Raw genomic sequence first — 21,828 nt, 5'->3', positions numbered from 1 at the left:
TCCTCCTTCACGCCGGCCTTCAGCGTCCCGCCACGCGACGACGCGCGAGCGGATTGGCGATATAACGCACGGCGAAGTCGGACAGCGGCGAGTAAGGCACGAGACACAGACTCGAAAGCACGAGCGTGCCGAGCTTTTTCTTCAGGCTCCAGAATGGATTCGCGACGATCGTGTGCAGATAGCTGCCCGAGTCGCTGAGCATCCAGTGCCAGCGCGAGAACAGCTTCGCGCGGTAAACGCTCGAGCAGAACGTGGCTTTCTCGTGCGAGAAGTCGAGAAATGCCGGCGGAAGCTCTATGTCGAGGCGGTCGCGCGCGATGTTCCGCAGAATCGCCCAACGCATGTTGAACGCACGCGGGGCTTTCATTAGCTGTTCGGAGTTGGCGAACGACACCGTTTCGCTACCCGCGTTATGCACGCGATAGCCGCCTAAAGACTTCGGCACGGTGGCAATCGGCCCGGTCAGCGCAACGCCGTAGATCGCGTAAAAGTCCGCGCCGTAGCGATTCACGCCTTCTTCGGGCACCGGAAAGATCTGCCGCAGCGCGCTGACGCGGTAAGCATTGCCCGATGCCGGGGGCGACGGATAGAGCCAGCCGCCGCGCAATAGCCGGCCGCAGTCGTGCGGCGGCTCGCTGTTCGGCACATAGGCGCCGGTCAATGCGCCCTCGCCGTCCATCACGTCGAGACGGAATTGCACCTTGGCCCACGCGCCGGACTCGAACAGTCGCATGACTTCAGAAACCGCGCCCGGATACAGCACGTCGTCCGAATCGAGAAAAATCACGTACTCGGTATCGAGAAAACCGATCGCACGGTTATACGCGGACACCTGGCCGCCGTTTTCCTTGCAGATCGACAGAATGCGATTGCCGTAGCTCTCCAGCAGCGCACGGGAGCCATCGGTCGAGCCATCGTCGACGACCATGACCTTCGTCGCCGGATAGTCCTGCGCAAGCGCCGAGTCGATTGCCGCGGCCAGATAGCGCTCGTAGTTGTAATTGCAAATTGCAATGGTGACGTGTTTCATGATGCCTCAACGCTATCCGTCAGGTTCGATCCGCCGGCTCCCGGCGCTCGTAAAGCTCTCGACATACGGCTACACAACTCGTTGCGCGGCACCGCGCACGACCAGATAAGCGAGGTGCTTCGGCGGGGTATTGCCGGCGCCCGTGCCCTTACTTTCGTCTTTACTTTCGCCATTGACCCGGTCAGGTACTCGAAATCGCACTTTCATCAGATCGTTTTCCCAGCTCACCGCCATATCGCCCGGCGCACTCGCGGCGCCGCTGAGCGCGTCGATGAAATCGGTCCGCACCGTGCCTGAGCGCAGGGATGCAAGACCGGGAACAGCAACGGTTTGCCAGCCCGCGGGCGCGCTCACCTGCATCACGAGGTCATGACCGGAAAGCAAGGTATTCGCAGCAACGGCCGGGCCACCCTGTACCTGCTTCGGGAAACTCGCGAGCTGGCCGCCCGCCGTCTGGCGAAGCACGATCAGACTTCGACCGGACACGTTGTAAGTTCGCGCGGGCGGACCGCGATGCGTGAGACGGAAAGACTCATAGCCGTCCCAGTGATAGATCATCGACAGATACTTGTCCGGATCGTCCCAATTCCTGCCGAGCGCCCACACCGCGAAATCGAAGAAATAGCGCGGCAGGTAATGGGGATCCTTCATGTACTCGTCGCCGATTTCCGTTTGCCAGATACCGCGCGCGGGACCGTTCTTCACGTACTGCTGATACAGCGATTCGAGGTCGGACACCGGCAGATAATGCGTGTCGATGTAATCGACCCAATCGAGCATGCGCTCCTTCAATACCGGGCTCCGGTACTCGAGCCAGCGCCGGTAGTTGTCCAGACCACCCTGGTCCGGCCAGCCGCCATAAACCACATACGCGTGATAACCGCGAATGATCCGCGCCGCCGGAATATGAATTCGCTCGACATAATCCTGCATCGCGCGCTCATAGGGCTTCGAACGCTTTTCGTCCTTGCTGAAATCCGGGCCGTGCCAGAACGTGGCTTGCGGCAAGCCGCCGGACAATTGGCCGGCGGCCTCGTTCCAGATCTGGAAATAGCGCAGGTTATAAGGCGGTGCCGAGTACTTTCGAACCACCGCATCGACGTATTGCTTCCATGCGTCCAGATCCACGGGCGCCGAATTGGAATCCCCCTGCACGCTCGCATTCCATGTCGGCGTATAGCCGAGCAGCAGCAGCGAGCCAATACCGTTGCGTTCGTTTCGAATCAGCACCGACGGCAGGTCGCTATCGAAACTGGAGCCGGTCCTGTCGATGCGCATGATCTCGCCGGGCCGATCAGGTTGACCCGGGCCCACCGAGCCACGTCCCCAACTGATGCCCATCGCGCGCCACATTTCGATGTCGGCGGCCGAGCCGGCCCAGCCATTGGTGCCGATCAGGTCCGTCATCATGCGGGCGCGGGCACGCGGCGGCGGCGTATCCGGTATCAAAGCATGCGCAGAGGTGACGTGCGACAACGGCACGGCCGCCTCGGCGGCCAGCGCGGCGAATACGCGCAATGCACGCCTTCTGCCGGCACGGGTCTTGACGCGATCCATGTTCGTGCCCGTCCATGCGCTAGCTCGTCGACGCGCGCGGCGCCAGATCGGCCAGCCGGCTGCCGGTCAGTCCGTCGAGGATTTCAAGCACCTTCTGCGCCGAGCGCTCCCAGCGAAACTCGCGCGCATGCCGTAATCCGGCGGCGCGGTAACTTTGCCGAAGATCGGCGTCGCTCATCATCTGTGCGATCTTCGCGGCCATGTCGTCCGGGGAAGCCGCGTCGCAGTACATCGCGGCATCGCCGCACGCTTCCGGTATCGAGGTACGCGCCGAAGCGATGACCGGACAGCCGCAGTACATCGCCTCGAGAGGCGGCAAGCCGAATCCCTCGTAGAGCGACGGAAAAATCAGGCAACCGGCGTTCTCGTACAGCGACTTCAATTCCGCGTCCGACACGAAACCCGCCCACACGACCCGTTGCGAACGCACGGCGTGGTCGTCCACGCCATCGCTATGGAAAACGCGCGAGTTCTTTCCTCCGACAATGACGAATTTGACCGCGCCCAGATGTTCGAGCCTCCCGATCGCCTCGAGAACGCCGTGCAGGTTCTTGCGCGGATCGAGACTGCCTACTACCACGCAATAAGCGTCTCTCGTCAGCTCGAGACGCTCCAGCACCGCTTGATCCGCGACGATCCGGTCGAGATGATCCGCCCCCGGCGTCACCACTTTCACGCGCGATTCGTCGATCTTCAGGTGATGACAGATACGCCTCTTCGAGAATGTCGACACCGTCAGAATCGTCGGATGCGTGCGCGGCAGCAGCGTGAAGCACACGCGATACCAGAAGCGGAATTTCCTCGAGAAGCCTTGCGGCACGTCGTACACCGCCATGTCATGGACCATGACGATCTGCCCGCGCTTGAACAGCGGATTCGTATTGCACAGATTAAGCAGCGTCACGCCGCGCGCGGCGATCGGCAGCGTGATCTGTTCCCACAGCGTGCCGCGCAGCCACGGAAAACGCCGTTGCCGTTTGAGCAACGCCCCGGGCGCGACGGCGTTCTGCGGCATGAATACTTCCAGTTCGTCGCCGGGCATGGCGCGCATCTGCATTGCTCGGGTCAGTTCATAGGCAACGCGCTGAACCCCCGTGATGGGTTGCGAAGTAAACTTTCCGTTGATTGCAAAAGCCATCAGGTTCTCCGTTTTACGCCGTCGCGAGCAGTTGCGTTACTTTTCGCTTTCGACAGGGTCATGCTCCATGCGGTGCCTGAGGCGCGGCCCCGGTTTCTTCGCCGAAGTCGCTGGCGTAATTCGTTTCATAGCCGTATTTCTTCGTGCTTCGACGCAATGGAATGCCGTTGAAGACCGCGCCCGAAATACGCCCTTCCGCGCGCTCCACCTTGCGGACCGTGTCGGCGATTTCCTCCTCGCTTTGCATGCCGGAGCGCAATACGAGCAACGACGAGCCGGCTTCGTTCGCGATGATCGAAGCGTCGGTGACGGCGAGAAACGGCGGCGTGTCGATGATCACCAGATCGAACTGGCTCGAAAGCCGATCCAGGATTTCCTTCAGGCGCGGCTTCATCAGCAGCGCCGCGGGGTTCTCCGGACGCATGCCGCACGACAGGAACGTCAGGCCGTCGATACCGGTCGCCCGCAATGCATTGCGCAGCGGCATGCGCTCCGACAGAACTTCGGAGAGGCCGCCGCGATTGCTCTCGTTGAATAGCGATGCCAGATGGCCGCGCCGCATATCGGCGTCGATCAGCACGACGCGCGAGCCGATTTCCGCGTGCAGAATCGCCAGATTCGCGGCCACGAAGCTCTTGCCCGCGGAAGGCGTCGGACCGATCACCATCACGATGTTGTTGCGCGCATGTGCCAGATCGCGTGTCACCGCGGTGCGCACCGCTCGTAGTGCTTCGACCGACGTGTCATGCGGGAAGCGAGCTGCGAGAATCCTGTTGTTGTCGCCGGCATGGAACTGAAGGTCCTGCATGCCTTTGTGCAGCGGCGGGGTGGCGCGCGCGGCCATCGCCGGCAGCGATTTGTGCCCGACGCTGCTCGCCGTGCGGTCCATCAGCAGTTGCTGCTGGCTGAACAGGATTTCGCCGAACACCGGTACGCTCATCTGCCGCTCGATATAGCGCGGGTCCGTCACGCCGATCATCACGTGGCGGCGCATGAAGACCAGCACGACTCCGGACACGATACCCAGTACCAGCCCGCCAGCCAGCACGAGTATCGGCTGGGGCATCACCGGGCGATGTGGCGTGAGCGCCTGATCGAGAATATGCGCGCCGCCGGTCGTGCTGGCGCGCCGAACCTGCAATTGCTCGGCCTTCTGCACCATGCCGAGATAAATCGTTTCCGCCACCTTCTGCGCGCGGATCAGATCGACGCTCTCACGCTCCGAAGCCGGCATGCCGTTGAAATGGTCGTCGAATTTCCCTTTCGCTTCTTTCAGTTGCGCAAGCTGCGCGTCGACGTTCTGTACCCAGCGGCTCTGCTCAGTGTAGCGCTCGAGCAATTGCGTGCGCTGCAATTGCAGGGTCGCGATCTGCTTGTCGAGATCGAGGCCGCCTTGCAGATACGCTTGCGCCTCGTTGGTCGGCTGCATCGATTGCGAGTTCGAGCGGAAGTTCTTCAGCGCTTCTTCGGTCTTCTTCAGGTCCGCCAGCAGATGCGGCAGCTCGCCATTGATGAACGCCAGCGTTTTCGTATCGTTCAGTTGCCGGCTCGCAATCGCGGAAGCGAGGTACTGCTGCCCCAATGCATTGGCGACGTCCGCGGCCTTGTCCGGGCTCTTGTCCCGATACTGGATCTCCAGCAGGCCCGAGTCCTTGACCTTGTCGCCTATTTTTAGCTGTTTCGTGAAGCGCTTGACCGCGTCCAGTTCGTTCCAGCGGACTACCTCGAAGCGGGTGCCGGGCCGCGCGGAGAGTTCCTTCACGAGCATCGATACACCGTTACCCTTGGCGGCCTCGCCCACGACACCCGTCAACAGCACGTCACCGGACGGTCCGCGTAACTCGTACGCGCCGTTGTCGCGCGTGACCAGCGTCAGCTTTTCTTCCTCGAGGTCGCGCGGCACGTCCAGCGTGCCGATCCGGACCCGCTCTCCGCCCCATGCAAAGGAACTCAGGCCCAGCCATGGCGCCGCGGGCTCGCCCGGGGTGGCGAATTTTTCAGCGATGTCGCCGAGAACAGGAATCTTGTGCGGGGTCACCGACACATCGAAACGGAATTGATCGATGACCGGCTGCAGGACCGAGCGGCTCTCCATCACGGCCATTTCAGTCACCGGCGACGGCGCGGCCGGCGGAAGCTCTTCCTGGTTCTGCAGCGCGATTCCGAGCGCATTCGGCTCAGGCGGGTCCACCCGCACGATCACGTCGGCGGAGTAGATGGGCGTTGCGATGAGGAGATACGCGACAGCCAGCGTCAGGACGACGACCGTCGTGACGACGATCTCCCAGATGTGGTCGCGCATCAGCGTGAGCATCCCGCTGGCACTGAGTTGACGGCGCTCGGTATCGATGGCGGGATAGAGCGAGTTCTGCGGATAGTAGTCCACCGGTCTCATCCTTGCAGGTTGATGCGCAGAGCAGAGCGCGAGCTCGCTTTGCGCCGTCATGTCGCCTTTTACGCCGCCACCGGCCAGGTAGGCCCTGAATTGGCTGACAGCACGGCGAAAGCGACGTGTTTACTGGGTCGGGTTAGGTCGGGGAACCGCGTTCGGGACCTCTCGAACGACGGAGAGCTGCATACGCCTATTGCTTATCCACTGCGGTAATGCCGTTGTTCTTTCGCGGCTTCGAAATGCGACGTCCCGATTCCTCGAATCGCGATGACAATTTGTCGATGGATGGTGCAGTGAAGCATAGACTGCAAAAGAAGTGCGCAATCGCACGCGGCATAAATTCGGGTGTTATTGGCCGATTATGTGGAGCGCTTTACGGAAGTAAACACCGTTGGAAAGCGTTGTTGCGATCTGCAATTGGTGTAACAGATTTATACGGAGCGGCCGATACATCGCGACAGAACGCGCGGCGCACGGTTTATGTGCGAGTGATGGACGGTTTATCGGGGTGCTGCCCTCTCTTTCCTTGTTACACGGCACATTTAACGTTTTCTGGCACTGCACAATGCGCAAAAACCCCGCGAATTGAATGGGAAAAAACTGCTGCGCAGGCCTGAATATCGGCGCGCACTTCATGAAAATGCGAGGTAACAATTTCTTCGATCCGGACGATTACGCCAAAACACCCGCGCCTGCCGGCCAAGCTCGTCTCATGCAATTCGATGCGCTAATCTCAATGCGTAGATTTTCCCCGTCTGGATGGAGAATGGAGAAGCGCGCGTGATGAAGCACATAGGTCTGTTCGTCTTTCAGGATTGTTCGATGGCAAGTACAGGCGCGATCGGCGACGCCTTCCGCCTTGCCAATGAGTTCAGGAAAGCCGCCGGTGAAGAACCGCCCTACCGGTTTTCGGTGCTGTCGGATGGTGGCGGTCTCGTGACCAGTTCGTCCGGCATCTCGATCTGGACGCAACGCCTCGAACGATATTGCCTGTCCGATTTCCATGCGTTCTTTGTCGCATGCCGCGACGTCACGGAAGTGGCGGAATCCAACGATCGTTTTCTGTCGTGGATTTCGCTGCAGGGGTCGATTGCATCGTTCGGCATGCAACAAGGTGCGAATCTTGCCGTGGTCTGCAACGACCCGCTTCAGTCCACGGTACCGATATTTCTCTTCGATGACAGCGGCGACGCAGCGCGGACCCAGAGTAATGTCACGCCTGCCGATCTCGCGATTGCGCAGATAGAGCGTGACGTGAACTCCGATACTGCGCGCAAGATCAGCCGCATTCTGCAAGTGGGCTACGTCGAAAAGAGCAGATCCGAGCTCGACGATGCGAACATCACGACCACGACCGAAAAGATTCGCGAATCGGCTCGCTGGATCAAGGAAAACTACAGCAAGGCGATCTCGGTTGCGCAGGCCGCCGAATCCGTTGCGATGAGCAAGCGTAACTTTCAGCGCCGCTTCAAATGCGAGTTCGGGATGACGCCGCTCGAATACCTGTTGCGCACCCGCTTCGAAATTGTTCGCTCCATGTTGAAGAACACCGATTTGCCGGTCGACAAGATCGCGCGCCGCTGTGGAATGGGCGACGGCAATCGTCTGGGAAGGCTGTTCAAGGAGCGCTACGGCATGTCGCCGACGCAATTTCGCGCGCAACAGCACGTGGATTCCGAGGAGCGTTGGCAGACACCGGAGGAAACCTGGCACGCCGCGACCGAGATGTTACGGCAGGCGACCGCGACGCTTTAACCCTTTAATTTTTTGTTCGCTGCTTTCGTTGTTTGCTTTCGATTCCTTCGATTCTCCGAGGACCACGCCGCGCCTCGACCGCTTACGGACTAGCACATGACGATCACCAAATCCGCCGAATTCGCGGGCGAGGATGCGGTCTCCGCGCCGGATTCGGAGTCTCATTCGGATCCGCATGCCGATGCGCATTCCTCGGCCACACAACCGCCTTCTACCGCGAGAAAGCTCAAGGAAGCGGCGAAATCCCTGTTGCCGGATTCGCTGTTTGTAAGCCTGTTACATCACAAATGTATCGGCCGGTACCCGAATCTGATTCATCCGGTCACCTTCAATGAAAAGATCCTGCAACGCAACCTGCGGCCGGATCCTCGCTACATCCATCTGAGCGACAAGCTTCTGGTGCGGGAATACATTGCCGCCAAAATCGGCGAAAAGTATCTGATACCGCTGATCGCGGCGCCGGATGCGTTCACGCCGGAAGTTTTCGATGCGCTGCCCGACGCTTTCGTGATGAAAGCCAACCACGGCAGCAGCTTCGTCGAGGTCGTCAGAAACAAATCGGAAACGTCTTTCGAAGCGTTGCGGGTACTCGCGGAACGGTGGCTTACCACCGACTTCTACAACATTGCGCGCGAGCGGCACTATCGGACGATCAGGCCGCGCATCTTCTTCGAACATCTGCTGCTGGACCAGCGCGGTCAGATACCGGCCGATTTCAAGCTGCACTGCTTCGGCGGCAGGCCGGGGCGGCCGATCATCTACATCCTCGTAATCTCGGACCGGTTCGGCAACGATACGCATGGCGACGTGTACGACGTCGAATGGAATCACCTCGATATCGCGATCGGCCCCTACAAGCGCAGCGCGACGCCCGCCCCTCGTCCGCGGCATCTGCAGGATGTGCTGGACGTCGCGATGCGGCTATGCGAAGACTTCGACTATGTTCGGGTCGATCTGTACGCGCCGGACAATCTCGTCTATTTCGGTGAATTGACGTTTACGCCCGGCGCGGGAGTGCTGCCCTTTACACCGGACAGCATCGACTACGAATGGGGAAAGCTGCTCGCGTAACAGCTCGGGTAACAGATACCGCCGGCCACGCCGCTTATCGCGCCGGCGTCATACCGTTGCCGAGCTTCGCGCCGTCCGCCTCGCGCGAAACCAGAAACGACAGCAACCGCTGCGCCGCTTCACGCTGACGCGCCGCCGCGCATATTGCAGCGGTAAAGGTGGTCATGGCCTGAACGTCGGGCGGCAATGCGCCCAGCACGTCGATGCCCGGCACGTGAATCAGCTCGCTCAACTGCTGGAAACCCAGCTCGACCTCTCTGCGCGCGACGAGCGCGCCCACCGGCACGCCCGGCGGCGCCTTCACGATGCGCGGCGCAATGCTGCCGGCAATCCCCCAGCGTTCGAACAGTTCGCTCAGGTGCGTACCGCTCGGTCCCGTCGAATAACCGATGCTTCGCGCGCCGAGTATCGCGTCGCGCAACGCCGCTTCGCTGCCGATGTCCGGATGCACGGCGCCTGCCGCTACCGCAACCGCAATACCGGAGCGCGCCAGTTCGACCCGGCTGCGCGGATCGACATGGCCGGTAACGGCGAGCTGGTCGATCGCGTGCGCGGCGAGCACGACGATATCGAATGCCTCGCCTTGCTGTACGCGGCGTGCCGCATCGACACCGCCGACCGACTCGATCGCCACCGCCTGCGCGGTCTGCCGCTGATACGACGCGGCGAGTTCGGCCAGTACCCGGCGCGTGGCCATCGACGAAATGCCGGTGAGTGGCGCGTGCGCGATTTGAAACAGGGTTCGGCGGTTGGTCGCTGCAACCACGCTTCAATCCTTGTAACGCAGTCCGGCCTGCTCGAGCGGTCCGCGCATGTCGTACATGTCGAGACCCAGCACGCCGGAGGCGAGCTTCGCGCGCTTCGCGCTTTCGTTGGCCTCGCGCGCGGCCGCCTTTTCGAGCACCGCTTGCGCGACCGCCGCCGGCACCACGGCCACGCCGTCATCGTCCGCGACGACGACGTCGCCCGGCGTGACCAGCGCGCCCGCGCACACGACCGGAATGTTCACCGACCCGAGTGTCGCCTTGACGGTGCCCTTCGCGGAAATCGCCTTGCTCCAGACCGGAAATTTCATGTCGGTCAGCACGCTCACGTCGCGCACACCCGCGTCGATAATCAGCGCATGCGCGCCGCGCGCCTTGAAGCTCGTTGCCAGCAGATCGCCGAAATAGCCGTCCGTGCAATCCGCGGTGACGCCGGCAACGACGACGTCGCCCGGCCGGATCTGTTCGGCCGCGACGTGCAGCATCCAGTTGTCGCCCGGTTGCAGCAGTACCGTGACCGCCGTGCCGCTCGCGCGCGCGCCGGCATAGATCGGCCGCATATACGGCTTCAGCAGACCGGTGCGCCCCATGGCCTCATGCACGGTGGCCGATCCGAGCGGGCCGAGTTGCGCGGCAACGCCGGCGTCCGCGCGCTGGATGTTGCGATAGACGACTCCGAGTTCATACATGATTACAACCCCTTCGATTTGAGCATGGTGTCGAGACGCGGATAAACGCGCCGCGCATTGCCTTCATAGATCTTCTGACGCGCCTGTGCATCGACATGCGTTGCTTCGATATAGCGTTTCGTATCGTCGAAATAGTGCCCGCTCTCCGGATCGATGCCGCGCACCGCGCCGATCATCTCGCTGGCGAACAGAATGTTGTCGACGGGAATCACGCGCGTGAGCAGATCGATACCCGGTTGATGATAGACACAGGTGTCGAAGAACACATTGTTCAGCAGATGATCCTTCAGTAAGGGCTTTTTCAGTTCCTGCGCGAGGCCGCGAAAGCGCCCCCAGTGATACGGCACCGCGCCGCCGCCGTGCGGAATCACGAAGCGCAGTGTCGGGAAATCGCGGAACAGATCCGAGGTCAGGCATTGCATGAACGCGGTCGTATCCGCGTTCAGGTAATGCGAGCCGGTGGTGTGGAAGCACGCATTGCAGCTCGTGCTCACGTGAATCATCGCCGGAATGTCGTACTCGACCATCTTCTCGTAGACCGGATACCAGTAGCGGTCGGACAGCGGCGGGCTGGTCCAGTGGCCGCCGGACGGATCGGGATTCAGGTTGATCGCGACATTGCCGTATTGCTCGACGCATTTGACGAGTTCGGGAATGCAGGTGGCCACGTCGACACCCGGACTTTGCGGCAGCATCGCGGCCGGCACGAAATGCTCCGGAAACAACTGGCTCACGCGACAGCACAGTTCGTTGCAGATCGCGGCCCACGTGCTCGAGATGTCGAAGTCGCCGATGTGATGCGCCATGAAGCTGGCGCGCGGACTGAAGATCGTCAGATCGAGCCCGCGTTCGCGCATCAGCTTCAACTGGTTGTTTTCGATCGACTCGCGCAACTCGTCGTCGCTAATCCGCAACTCCGACGCCTTCGGCATCCCGGACGGATTCCCGATACCTGCGATCTGGCGGTTACGCCACGTCTCCAGCGCTTTCGGCGCGGTGGTGTAGTGGCCATGAATGTCGATGATCACCGTGATTCCTCAGAAAATGAATTCAAGCAGCGGCGCGCGAGGGACTCGCGCGCGCCGCGCTCCGTTCGCTGGTTTCCGTTCATTAGTGCGCGGCATTCGGATGAACCGCCGCGCCCGCGCCGCCCGCCCGCTGACTCACCAGAATGGCGATAGCGGCCAGTGTAGCTGGGATGGCGAGCATCGCGAGGATCGCGCCGAACTGCCAGCCGAGGCCGAGCAGCGCGCCGCCGATCGCCGAACCGAAGATGCTGCCGAAGCGGCCCATGCCGAGCATCCAGCTCACGCCGGTTGCACGTGCAACGGTCGGATAACGGCCTGGCGCATAGGCGTTCAGGCCGGTTTGCGCGCCGCTCATGCAGAAGCCCGCCGCGAACACGAGCAACGCGAGCGACGACGACAACGCACCGATATAGCCCAGCGCGAGCACGCACAGACCGCCGCCGATATACGCGGCGCTGATGACCGGCGCCGGGCGCGCCTTGTCCATGATCCAGCCGACCAGAACCGCGCCGATCGTGCCGCCGATCTGGAACATCGCCGTGATGTTCGCCGCGGTCGTGACCGACAGACCCGCGTCTTTCATCAGCGTCGGCAGCCAGCCGGTGAGCAGATAGATCACGAGCAGGCCCATGAAATACGTGACCCACAGCGCGATCGTCATCGAGCCATAGCCTTGCGAGAACAGCACGCCGATCGGCTTGCGCGTCGGCAACGGCGGTTCGTTCGACACGAACACTTCGTCGCCGGTGAAACGCGCGCCGCACACGCGGCCGAGCACCGCGCCGATACGCTGCGACGGCGCGCCGCGCACCGCGAGCAGACGGGCCGACTCGGGCAGCAGCCAGATCTGGAACGGGATCAGCACGAGCGGCAACGCGCCGCCGAAGATCAGCACCGAGCGCCAGCCATGCACCGGAATCAGCCAGCCGGCCGCGAAACCGATCAATGCGGAGCCGAGATTGAAGCCCGTGAACATCACCGTGATCAGCAACGCGCGCTTGCGTTGCGGTGCGTACTCGGACAGCAGCGTCGTCGAGTTCGGCATCGCGGCGCCGAGACCGATACCGGTCAGCAGACGCAGCGTCGCCATCTCCACCGGCGATTGCGTGAACGCGGTCGTAATCGTGAACACACCGAACAGGAACACCGACGTAATCAGCACCCACTTGCGGCCGATGCGGTCCGACGCCGGTCCCGCCGCCAATGCGCCGATCACCAGACCGATCGGCGCCGCGCTCATCACGAGACCGAACGCCGGACGCGAAATCGCCCAGTCGTGAATGATGGACGGCGCGACGAAGCCCATGATCGCGACGTCCATGCCGTCGGCGGTCACGATCAGAAAGCACAGCACGACCAGTAGCCACTGGTATGCCGAAATAGGCCGTTCGTCGATGAACGCCTTGATGTCAATCTTTTTACCGTTTGTGATTCCACTCGTCATCTGAATTCTCCTGTCTCCTTCACTGGTCTCGTCGCGCGTTCGAAGCAGATCGCTTCGAACTCTTCGTTGGTCCCATAACCGTCATGTCGATGGGTCGCCGGTTGCCTTGCTCAAATCACTGGCGTGAAGGTACTTTTCGCCATTCGCGTCCCAAAGCGCGGGTTAACCATAGGATTGGAGCGAGCAGCCGCATTTTTGCCGTTCCGCATGGCACCGGCAACACCGCGCCGATCCGTGCAAAGGGCCGTCGGATAAGCGTCTGGAGTGAGCCGGAGAGGCCTGAAAGCGGACTGCGCGAACGCCCGCCCGCGTACACCCTCATAAACAGAACAGATGACGCGGGAACGAACTCGCATAGACGGCTGTGAGAGCCGTCGAGTTTGGTGGGACGGCGGAAATTCGGGCGACGCGGTGGTGATTCCGCTGCGATTTCATTGCGATCGCAGCGTCAATAAAGAACTCAAAGAAAAAGCGGAATAACCGTTTTCACGGTCATTCCGCTTCGCGAACGAGCCTGCCCATAGGGCCGGCTCTCCGGTCGATTACGACCGGTCACCACGTGGCAACCGGCTTACGGTGCAGCCACACCCCGCGTCGTCGGCGCATAAGGCGTATAGAAGCTCGAACCCGCCCATGCGCCCGTCGACGCGCTATAGAGCGGCGCGCCCTGCGTGTAGTTCGCGCCGTCATGCCAGTCACCGGAACCGGTGTACTTCGCGACCGCCGGGTACGGATAGACCGGACGCGAGGCCGTCACGTTGTTCGACGCGTCGGTCTGATACGTCATCACGGAATTCGGTACCTTCGCGTCCTCGACCCAGTCGGTGATCTTCGACACGAGGTCGATGTTCGGGAAGCCCTCGCCGCCGCCGCAATGCGCGACGCCAGGCACCAGATACAGTCGCGCGAACTGGCTCACGTTCGACTCACCCATCGTGCTCTGCATCGCTTCGTAGTACTGGATCGTGAAAAGCGGCGAGATATGCTGATCCGCCCAGCCGTGCCACAGAATCAGCTTGCCGCCGGCATTCTGGAACGCGGACAGGTCCGGGCTCGTCGCGTCGATGAACGGATGATTCGCCTTCAGATAGGTCGGATAGAAGCTCGCATCCTGATAGCCGAAGGTGTCGATGGTCGGCATCGTCGGCGAGCCGGTGAAGATCAGGTTGTATGCGCCGGTCACGATCGAATAGCTGAACAGCTTCGTGACGGACACGGGTGCGTCCGTCGAATTCGAGGTCGGCACCTCGACGCCGATCCAGTTCGCTTCCGAACCATACTGCGGCGAACCGGCCAGCATGCGTTCGCCGGTCGTTGCATCGGTCGGACCGCTGTAGATGGCCTTCGCGGTCGCGACTTCCGCCGCGGTCAGACAGTTACTCGTGCTCGTCGCATTGTTCGCGCACTGGATCGTCGCCGGATCGAAATGGCAGGTGCGCGGATCGGCAATCAGACTATCGGCCGCGCCGCTGCCGCCGCCACAGGCGGCGATCACGGCCTTGTGCAGCACTTCCGCCTTGTCCGCATACAGCACCGCATTGCCCGCGCTGGTGCCGGTCGTGCTCTGCGACTTCACGCTCCAGCCGTGATACAGCGAGTTCTGGATCTGGAAATGCGCGGCCGGCGCGCCCGCGATGATGCCGTTGTAATCGGTCGGGTAGCGCTGCGCGGCCATCAGTGCTTCACGGCCGCCGTCCGAGCAGCCGATGAAGTACGAGTACTTCTGCGTCTGTCCGTAATAGGCCTTGATCAGTTTCTTCGCGGCGAGCGTCGTGATGTGCTGGCCGCGATAAGCGAAGTCGGCCTGCTTTTGCGGGTCGGAGGCCCAGCTCGCATCCTGGCCCGAGTGGCCCATATCGGTCGCGGCCGTGACGAAACCGCCCTTCTGCACGAGCGGGCACGTGTAGCTGAAGCTGAACGAGCTTTGCTGGGTCGGGTCGCTCAGATTGCCGCACAAGCCGCCACAGCCCAGTTCCGCGAAACGCTGCGTCCACGTGCTGACCGGCAGTGCGACTTCGAACGTATTCGACGGTGCGAGCGTGCCCTTCACCGTGCAGAAGGCGACGCTCGCGCCATTGACGGTCGCGTTGGTCACGCTCGCCGACGTAATCGCGCTGCCCGCGCCGCCGATGTCGGTGACATCGATCGACGCGAGCTTCGAGCAATCGACGACCGGCGTCACGACGGACAGCGGCGTATAGGTGAGACCGCCGCTGCTGCCGCTGCCGCCGCATGCAGCGACGAGCGCGGCGGTCACGCAAACGCCCAGAAGCGTCAGCAGCGAGATCGCCCGACTTTTGACGCTCGAGAGCAGGCCGAGAGAATGCAGTGTTCTCATACTCGTTCTCCTGCTGCGTTATTTTTTGTTCCGGATACAGGAACCGCGTTTGCGCGCTGAATGACGCTTGTTTTGCTCACCTTCATGAATTCACCTCTCCTCTTTTAGTACTTCGTCTCTCGGAAACGTCTCGGTTCGTCGACTTTGGCCATGTTTCGGTACGTGCCTTCGGGTTTCGACGCGACGTTAGCCAGAGCGGAAATGACGGGAAATCACGGGTTAACCACAACGATCAGCGATACGGACAGGTCCATGCCGTGCCGGCGAGTGCGTCGCGATGACGATCGACATCGCGTACATGCCCGCCGCGCAAGGGCTTGCGCGTTATCGAATCAGTCAGTACTCGCGGCAGCCGGTAGCACACGCGACAGCACGCAATAATTTTTTTAGATGTGAAAAGAAAGAAATTGAAATGCATTGCACCGGGAGTCCGGCTCATTGCTTTGCATGCGCCCAGTGCACGCGACTGACAGGTAAATGACCGCGTGAAGTTCTCTTTGCGCGAGCAACGAAAGTCCCGCCGCACTCATGCATGCGATGACATGCTGTGGCGTGGACCCAACGCTATCCGGAATCGCATTGCGAAGTACCCCAAAGAGCTTTCTCTTTTATTTATCGCCGGCCGGTGGAACACGATCCAATTCCTGCTGACTTTTGTTCGCGCCTTTGCGTAGCGCGAACCTCCATTGATCCGCATGCGCAAATAATTTTCTTATCTTTCAACGCACTAGCACGCGCGCGACGAAACGGCGCCGCACGCGCGCAGTGTCGAGAGTTCGCGTAAACCCCGGAATTTCTCGCCGCACGCTGCCCGATTCATTGCGTTTTCAGGCCCACGTCGGCCACTTCCTCGCGAACATCGCGCCGACTATATTGAGCCCCGTTCAGCAGCCGCCCGCTTTGCTTTTCCGGTCGAACGGCTGCCCGGCATCGCCTCACTTCGTATCGCCAAATAACAAAGGAGATCATTTCGATGAAGAAAACACCCATCGCGCTCGCCATTTTCGCGAGTACCTTAATGTCGGCGGCCGCGCATGCGCAGAGCAGCGTTACGCTCTTCGGCCTCATCGACACGGGCGTCACGTACGTGAGCAACCAGTCGGGCAAGAGCAACGTCAAGATGGACGACGGTGTCAACGGTCCGAACCTGTGGGGCATGAGAGGCGTCGAGGATCTCGGCGGCGGCACCAAGGCGATCTTCGAACTCGTGAACCAGTTCCAGGTGAACAATGGGCAATTCATGCCGAATGCGAGCCTGTTCAGCCGCACGTCGCTGGTGGGGCTCGTCAACGAGCGCGCCGGTAAGCTCACATTGGGCAACCAGTACGACTTCATGACGGACGCGCTCTATTTCGGCGGCAACGATCCCGCCGAGATCTCCGGGCACTTCTACGATTTCCGCGCCGGTCCGTTCCAGAAGCTCGATCTGCCGCAGAATCCGACCGGCGCATTCGACTGGGACCGCATGGCCGGCGAACGTATCGCCAATTCGGTCAAATACGTGACGCCGGTATTCAACGGCTTCAGTGCCGGCGCGATGTATGGCTTCGGCAACGTGGCGGGCTCGATCGGCGCGGGTAATTCGACGAGCTTCGCCCTCAATTACGCGGCCAGTTCATTCGGCGCGAATGCCGCCTATACGAACATCAAGTACTACACCGCGGGTTCGCCGCAGGTGAGTGTGCGCAACTGGGGTGTCGGCGCGCACTACAAGTTCGGCGCATGGTTCACGAACGCGCTCTTCACGACCGTCCACAACTCCGCCAATGGCGGCTCGGTGTACCAGGGCTCGGTCGGCGCGCAATACCACTTCACGCCGGCACTCGCGACCGGCGCGTCGTATATGTACATGAAGGGCAATTCGGTCGTCGACAACAATCACGCGCACCAGGTGGCGGCCATTGTCGACTACTCGCTGTCGAAGCGCACGAGCGTCTATGTACTCGGCCTCTATCAGCGCGCGAGTTCGGGCGGCTTCGCCCAGATCAACGGCATGAACAGCACGGATGGCGCATCGAGCGGTCAAACCCAGGCCATCGCGCGAGTGGGCTTGCATACGCGGTTCTGATTTTCGAAGCAGCGAAGGGAAACAGGTCACGGCGTCGAATCGTCGCGAACCCTAATGAGTGAATGAATGGCCGTAAGGGCAAGCCGCCCTTGCGGCCATTTTTCTTTCGTCTCTCTACCATTCCCGGACGACGCGACAAACCCCACTACGTCACACGCCCAGGGAAACCACCAAGCCTGCATTCGCACACTTTGCATACAATGTAGCCACTCAACTCGTAATTGGCGCCGCCATGACAGCGAAAGAGCGTGTTTTGCATACAATACAGGCTGCATCGGCCCGATCGCCGGACGACGTCTACCTCGCGATCAAGCAGTCGCTCGCCGGCAATCGCTATGGCGCGGGCCAATATCTGCGCGAGGAACAACTGGCGAAGAGCCTCGGCGTCAGCCGCACGCCGGTGCGCGAAGCACTGCGGCGCCTGGGCGCCGAAGGCTGGGTCGAAATCAGGCCCAACTATGGCGTGCGAGTCAAAGCATGGTCGTTGCAGGACGCGCGCGAAATATTCGAAGCACGTCTTCTGATCGAGCCATTTCTGGCCGGTCGCGCCGCATTGAAAATCGGCGCCGCGGAAATCGCGCGGCTCGGCACGCTCGCCGGGCAGATGTCGGCCATCACGCAACGCCCTTCCACACCCGAAACGACAGAAGCGTGGTTTGCCGCAAACGGCGAATTCCATTCGATCATCACCGCGGCCGCGGGCAACGCGCGCCTCGACCGTTCATTGACGTCGATGAAGGAAACACCGCTGATCAAGTGGACCTTCGACTCCTACGACGACGAACACCGCGCAAGCAGCGCGCGGCAGCATGTCGAAATCGTTCAGGCACTCGAGAACCGCAACGCCGCCTGGGCCGAAGCGATTACCCGTTGCCATATTCTGGCCGGCGAAAAAGCGGTGCTCGACCGCTATCAAAGAGAGCACCCTTCGCCGTAGATTGTCGCCGCACCGCGCATTGCAGCCACACGAACAGAACAGCCGTCCCATCACGACGCAGGAGACGTGAAATGCCGAGCACAGTGAACGCCGGTCCAAGACTGGACAGATTGCCTATCTCCGGTTTTCACCGGCGCATCCTCTGGCTGATCGGCGCGGGCATGTTTCTCGACTCGTTCGACATCTACCTCGCCGGCGGCGTGCTCGGCGCGCTTGCGAAGAGCGGCTGGTCGACGATGCAACTGAACGCGGCGTTTCTGTCGTCGACATTCGTCGGCATGCTGCTGGGTGCGTTCACCGCGGGCCTGCTCGGCGACGCGAAAGGCCGCAAGTTCTCCTATCAGTTCAATCTCGCGATCTTCGGTCTCGCTTCCATTGCCGGTGCGGTTGCGCCGAACATGACGTGGCTGATCATCTGCCGCTTCTTCATGGGCCTCGGGCTCGGCGCCGAGATCGTCGTCGGCTATGGTTCGGTCGGCGAATTCATTCCGCCGGCCGTGCGCGGCAAATGGTCCGCGTATCTGTCGCTGATCACGAACTCCGCGCTGTTCTTCTCGACGTTCATCGGCTATCTGATCATTCCGACGATCGGCTGGCGCGCGATGTTCGCGATCGTCGGCATCGGTGCGCTCGTCGTGTGGGTCATCCGCAAGAAGATGCCGGAGTCGCCGCGCTGGCTCGAATCGAAAGGCCGTTATGCCGAAGCCGATGCGATTCTTCGCGCGGCGGAAGCGGAAGCGGAATCAGAAACGGAAGCGGCAAAAGGCCAGCCCTTGCCGTCTTTCACGCCGGCTGCTTTCGAATCGGCTGCGTCGGCGACCCGCTCCACCACGCTTTTCGAATTGTTCAAGGGTCCGCAGATTCGCCGCACGCTGCTCGCGGTCGCGGTGCAGATCGGCGTGAACGTCGTGATCTACGGCTTTATCGTCTGGGTGCCGACGTTCCTGATCAAGCAGGGTCTCGGCATGGCTTCGTCGCTCGGTTATACGACGCTGATGTCGCTCGGCGGCCCCGCGGGTGCGTTCCTTGGCGTGCTGATTGCCGATCGCACCGGCCGCAAGAACGGTCTGATCGCGGTTGCCGTCATTGCCGCCGCCGTGGGCTGGGCGTACGGGCATTCGACGAGTGTCGCGATGGCCACCGTTCTCGGCTTTCTGCTTTTCACGCTCACCTATCTGATGGTGGCGCTCGGCATCGCCACTTATATTCCCGAGCTTTTCGCCACCGAGAACCGCATGCGGGCGAACGGTATTGCCGGCTGCGCGGGACGCATCGCCGGCATTCTCGCGCCGCAACTCGTTGTCGTCATGTATGCATCGGGCGGCATCAGGGACGTGCTGTCGGTCATCATCGGCGTGCTCGTTGCGATGGCGGCGATTCTCGCGATCTTCGGTATCGAAACGAACCGGCGCTCGCTCGAAGACATCGCGCCGCCGCCGACCGTCGACACGGACGCCACGCTCGCGGGCGCATCCGTCGCCCGCGAACCACGTCATTGACCTGAGATCCGCCCGGCACATCTCGCGAACATTCATCGTCATCAAACGGAAACAGCATGAACGCACAGAACAAACGTCAGCGACTGAAGGCGCGTTTCGCGCAACCGGAAATCGTCACCGCGCCCGGCATATTCGATCTGATCTCCGCGAAAATGGCGGACTCGATGCAATTCGACTGCCTGTACATGACCGGCTTCGGCACCGTCGCGTCGTATCTCGGCTTGCCCGATGCGGGCCTCGCGACCTATACGGACATGGCCGATCGCGTCACCGCGTTCTGCGGCGCGACCGATACGCCATTGATCTGCGACGGCGACACCGGTTACGGCGGGCTGCTGAATGTCGCGCATACGGTGCGCGGCTACGAGCGCGCGGGCGCCGCGGGTATTCAGCTCGAAGATCAGGAGTTTCCGAAGAAATGCGGACACACGCCGGGCCGCAAGGTGATTGCGCTCGACGACATGGTGAAAAAGATCAAGGTGGCGGCCGAAACGCGCGAAGATGCCAACTTCCAGATCGTCGCGCGCACGGACGCCCGCACGTCGCTCGGACTCGACGAAGCGTTGCGGCGCGGCGAAGCCTTCGCGAAGGCCGGCGCCGACGTGCTGTTCATCGAATCGCCCGAAAGCGTCGAGGAGCTGGAGACCATCGCACGCACGTTCGATACGCCGCTGCTCGTGAACATCGTCGAAGGCGGTCGCACACCGCAACTGACGCCCGCCGAATTGCAGACGCTCGGTTTTTCGCTGGCGATTTATCCGGCGTCCGGCTTTCTTGCGGCGGCGAAGGCGCTTCAGGACATCTACGGTCAGATCAAGGCGCGGCGTGGCACCGCGCAGGCGGAAAACAGCATGTATCCGTTCGCGCGGATGTGCACGCTGATGGGCTTCCCCGCGGTCTGGCAGTTCGATCGCGAGCACGCCGAATGAAAGCGCGCTAACAAAATTTCACGTTCGTCGCGCAGGCAGATCGCGTAGCATAGCGAAGGCATGTCCTGCGAACGCCCCCGCGCTCGCATTTGTCATTTATCTGCGGAGGATCTGGAAATGAGTATTTTTGGCGACATCGTGCATAAGCTGTTCGGCAAAGCCAAGCCGGACCAACCTCCCCCCGCGGCGGACCCCACCCCCGACCCGGCCGCCGCACAAGCCGCGACGCCCGGCGCGCCCGCCGCGCCCGCGCCGCTGACCGACGTCGACGTGGCCGCCGTGATGGACCAGCTCGTCAGCGAAAGCGGGCAAACACTGAACTGGCGCACGTCGATTGTCGACACCATGAAGGCACTCGGCGTCGACAGCAGCCTCGAACACCGCAAGCAGCTCGCACAGGAATTGAAGTACAGCGGAGATATGAACGACTCGGCGAGCATGAACATCTGGCTGCACAAGCAGGTGATGCAGGCGCTCGCGGCAAACGGCGGCAAGCTGCCGCCGGATCTGGCAAATTAAGCGTTCTTCATCGAGGCCCGGTTGTCCGCCGGGAGTACCCGGCCGGACAACCTGAAACGCAGACGGCAGACGTGCCGCCACGCTGCTCGATGCACGAGCGCGGTACACGGACACGAGCGGGCACGAACGTGCCCGAACTCATTGCGATGGAAGACACGCGGCTATTGCGCCGCGGTGAGCTTGAGTCCCGGCCTCAATGGCAACGTGGACTCTGGCGGACCCTTGCGTTCGTCCGATACCTGTTCGATACCCTTTCTCGTGACTTCTTCGAGAAAGGTCAGGCGAGCCCGGTAGTAATCGGCGCGCAGTTGCGCATCCAGCACAAGCTGCTCGGCCTGAAACAGTTCCATGCGCAGGTTATTGAGCGCGCGTTCGGCCTGTTTCTCGGGAGTAGGAGCATGTTGTGAAGCCCAGTTAGCAAGCCACCTCATCATGGTGAAGCCCTCCTTGGTTCAATGCTCTGCTGCGACACAGGCTATCAAATTCCGGGCGGGACGTGTGTTAATTCGTCCTGGGCGTTGCTTATTGTGCAAGCTATTGTGTGTCAACGCACAATCGCAGCACAGTCACGTCATACTCGCATTCGCGGCCCGGCGCTTCACTACCGATACCACAACATATCAGAGAGGAAAAAAGCCCGCACAGGGGAAGGCGGGCAAAAACAACTCTC

At 61.5% G+C, this 21,828-nt stretch carries 17 protein-coding genes; 7 read left to right on the top strand and 10 right to left on the bottom strand.

Going from position 1 to position 21,828, the window contains the following annotated elements; translation table 11 throughout:
• Positions 1–19 precede the first annotated feature (19 nt).
• The 4 genes from QM685_RS20140 to QM685_RS20125 all read right to left on the bottom strand — a co-directional run bounded on the left by QM685_RS20140 (position 20) and on the right by QM685_RS20125 (position 6,111).
• The gene (locus QM685_RS20140; RefSeq protein WP_415118559.1) at positions 20–1,030 is read right to left on the bottom strand and encodes a glycosyltransferase family A protein; all 1,011 of its coding nucleotides are present in this window, start codon (positions 1,028–1,030) and stop codon (positions 20–22) included.
• A 69-nt stretch (positions 1,031–1,099) separates the two neighbouring features.
• Positions 1,100–2,587: a hypothetical protein gene (locus QM685_RS20135; RefSeq protein WP_415118557.1), complete on the bottom strand. Its 1,488-nt coding sequence runs from the start codon at positions 2,585–2,587 to the stop codon at positions 1,100–1,102.
• A 19-nt stretch (positions 2,588–2,606) separates the two neighbouring features.
• Entirely contained in the window at positions 2,607–3,725 is a 1,119-nt protein-coding gene (locus tag QM685_RS20130) for a glycosyltransferase family 4 protein (RefSeq protein ID WP_415118555.1), read from the bottom strand.
• A gap of 58 nt (positions 3,726–3,783) precedes the next feature.
• The gene (locus QM685_RS20125; protein ID WP_415118553.1) at positions 3,784–6,111 is read right to left on the bottom strand and encodes a polysaccharide biosynthesis tyrosine autokinase; all 2,328 of its coding nucleotides are present in this window, start codon (positions 6,109–6,111) and stop codon (positions 3,784–3,786) included.
• A gap of 828 nt (positions 6,112–6,939) precedes the next feature.
• Here QM685_RS20125 and QM685_RS20120 point away from each other — a divergent pair.
• Together QM685_RS20120 and QM685_RS20115 are read left to right on the top strand one after the other, a co-directional pair.
• The gene (locus tag QM685_RS20120) at positions 6,940–7,872 is read left to right on the top strand and encodes a GlxA family transcriptional regulator (RefSeq protein WP_415118551.1); all 933 of its coding nucleotides are present in this window, start codon (positions 6,940–6,942) and stop codon (positions 7,870–7,872) included.
• 96 nt (positions 7,873–7,968) lie between these two features.
• Complete coding sequence (locus QM685_RS20115; protein WP_415118549.1) at positions 7,969–8,943, top strand: ATP-grasp fold amidoligase family protein; 975 nt, start codon at positions 7,969–7,971, stop codon at positions 8,941–8,943.
• 34 nt (positions 8,944–8,977) lie between these two features.
• Here the strand turns inward: QM685_RS20115 and QM685_RS20110 are convergent, their stop codons facing one another.
• The 5 genes from QM685_RS20110 to QM685_RS20090 form a co-directional block, all read right to left on the bottom strand.
• The gene (locus QM685_RS20110) at positions 8,978–9,640 is read right to left on the bottom strand and encodes a substrate-binding domain-containing protein (RefSeq protein ID WP_415118638.1); all 663 of its coding nucleotides are present in this window, start codon (positions 9,638–9,640) and stop codon (positions 8,978–8,980) included.
• A 72-nt stretch (positions 9,641–9,712) separates the two neighbouring features.
• A complete protein-coding gene (gene ligK, locus QM685_RS20105) occupies positions 9,713–10,396 on the bottom strand; it encodes a 4-carboxy-4-hydroxy-2-oxoadipate aldolase/oxaloacetate decarboxylase (protein WP_415118547.1) in 684 nt (227 codons plus the stop codon).
• A gap of 2 nt (positions 10,397–10,398) precedes the next feature.
• Positions 10,399–11,424 (bottom strand): amidohydrolase family protein, encoded by a 1,026-nt coding sequence (locus QM685_RS20100; RefSeq protein WP_415118545.1) that lies wholly within the window; start codon positions 11,422–11,424, stop codon positions 10,399–10,401.
• A gap of 82 nt (positions 11,425–11,506) precedes the next feature.
• The gene (locus QM685_RS20095; protein ID WP_415118636.1) at positions 11,507–12,856 is read right to left on the bottom strand and encodes an MFS transporter; all 1,350 of its coding nucleotides are present in this window, start codon (positions 12,854–12,856) and stop codon (positions 11,507–11,509) included.
• Positions 12,857–13,439: 583 nt separating this feature from the next.
• On the bottom strand, positions 13,440–15,206 hold the full coding sequence (locus QM685_RS20090; protein WP_415118543.1) for a tannase/feruloyl esterase family alpha/beta hydrolase: 1,767 nt from the start codon (positions 15,204–15,206) through the stop codon (positions 13,440–13,442).
• A 973-nt stretch (positions 15,207–16,179) separates the two neighbouring features.
• Between QM685_RS20090 and QM685_RS20085 the strand changes: the two genes are divergently transcribed.
• The 5 genes from QM685_RS20085 to QM685_RS20065 all read left to right on the top strand — a co-directional run bounded on the left by QM685_RS20085 (position 16,180) and on the right by QM685_RS20065 (position 21,158).
• Positions 16,180–17,274 carry a porin gene (locus QM685_RS20085; protein WP_415118541.1) on the top strand — a complete coding sequence of 365 codons (1,095 nt, stop codon included), beginning with the start codon at positions 16,180–16,182 and terminating at the stop codon, positions 17,272–17,274.
• 232 nt (positions 17,275–17,506) lie between these two features.
• A complete protein-coding gene (locus QM685_RS20080) occupies positions 17,507–18,211 on the top strand; it encodes a GntR family transcriptional regulator (RefSeq protein WP_415118539.1) in 705 nt (234 codons plus the stop codon).
• A 71-nt stretch (positions 18,212–18,282) separates the two neighbouring features.
• On the top strand, positions 18,283–19,710 hold the full coding sequence (locus QM685_RS20075) for an MFS transporter (RefSeq protein WP_415118537.1): 1,428 nt from the start codon (positions 18,283–18,285) through the stop codon (positions 19,708–19,710).
• Positions 19,711–19,766: 56 nt separating this feature from the next.
• The gene (locus tag QM685_RS20070; RefSeq protein ID WP_415118535.1) at positions 19,767–20,639 is read left to right on the top strand and encodes an isocitrate lyase/PEP mutase family protein; all 873 of its coding nucleotides are present in this window, start codon (positions 19,767–19,769) and stop codon (positions 20,637–20,639) included.
• 117 nt (positions 20,640–20,756) lie between these two features.
• On the top strand, positions 20,757–21,158 hold the full coding sequence (locus QM685_RS20065; protein WP_415118634.1) for a DUF3597 domain-containing protein: 402 nt from the start codon (positions 20,757–20,759) through the stop codon (positions 21,156–21,158).
• 161 nt (positions 21,159–21,319) lie between these two features.
• Here QM685_RS20065 and QM685_RS20060 read toward each other — a convergent pair whose 3' ends face one another.
• Positions 21,320–21,592, bottom strand: a complete 273-nt coding sequence (locus QM685_RS20060; protein ID WP_415118533.1) for a hypothetical protein — start codon at positions 21,590–21,592, stop codon at positions 21,320–21,322.
• Positions 21,593–21,828: the final 236 nt, after the last annotated feature.

The organism is Paraburkholderia sp. (assembly GCF_047605525.1).
GTDB lineage: Bacteria > Pseudomonadota > Gammaproteobacteria > Burkholderiales > Burkholderiaceae > Paraburkholderia.
Note: the sequence above shows the minus strand (reverse complement) of the source record. Positions and strands in the feature narration are given on the sequence as shown.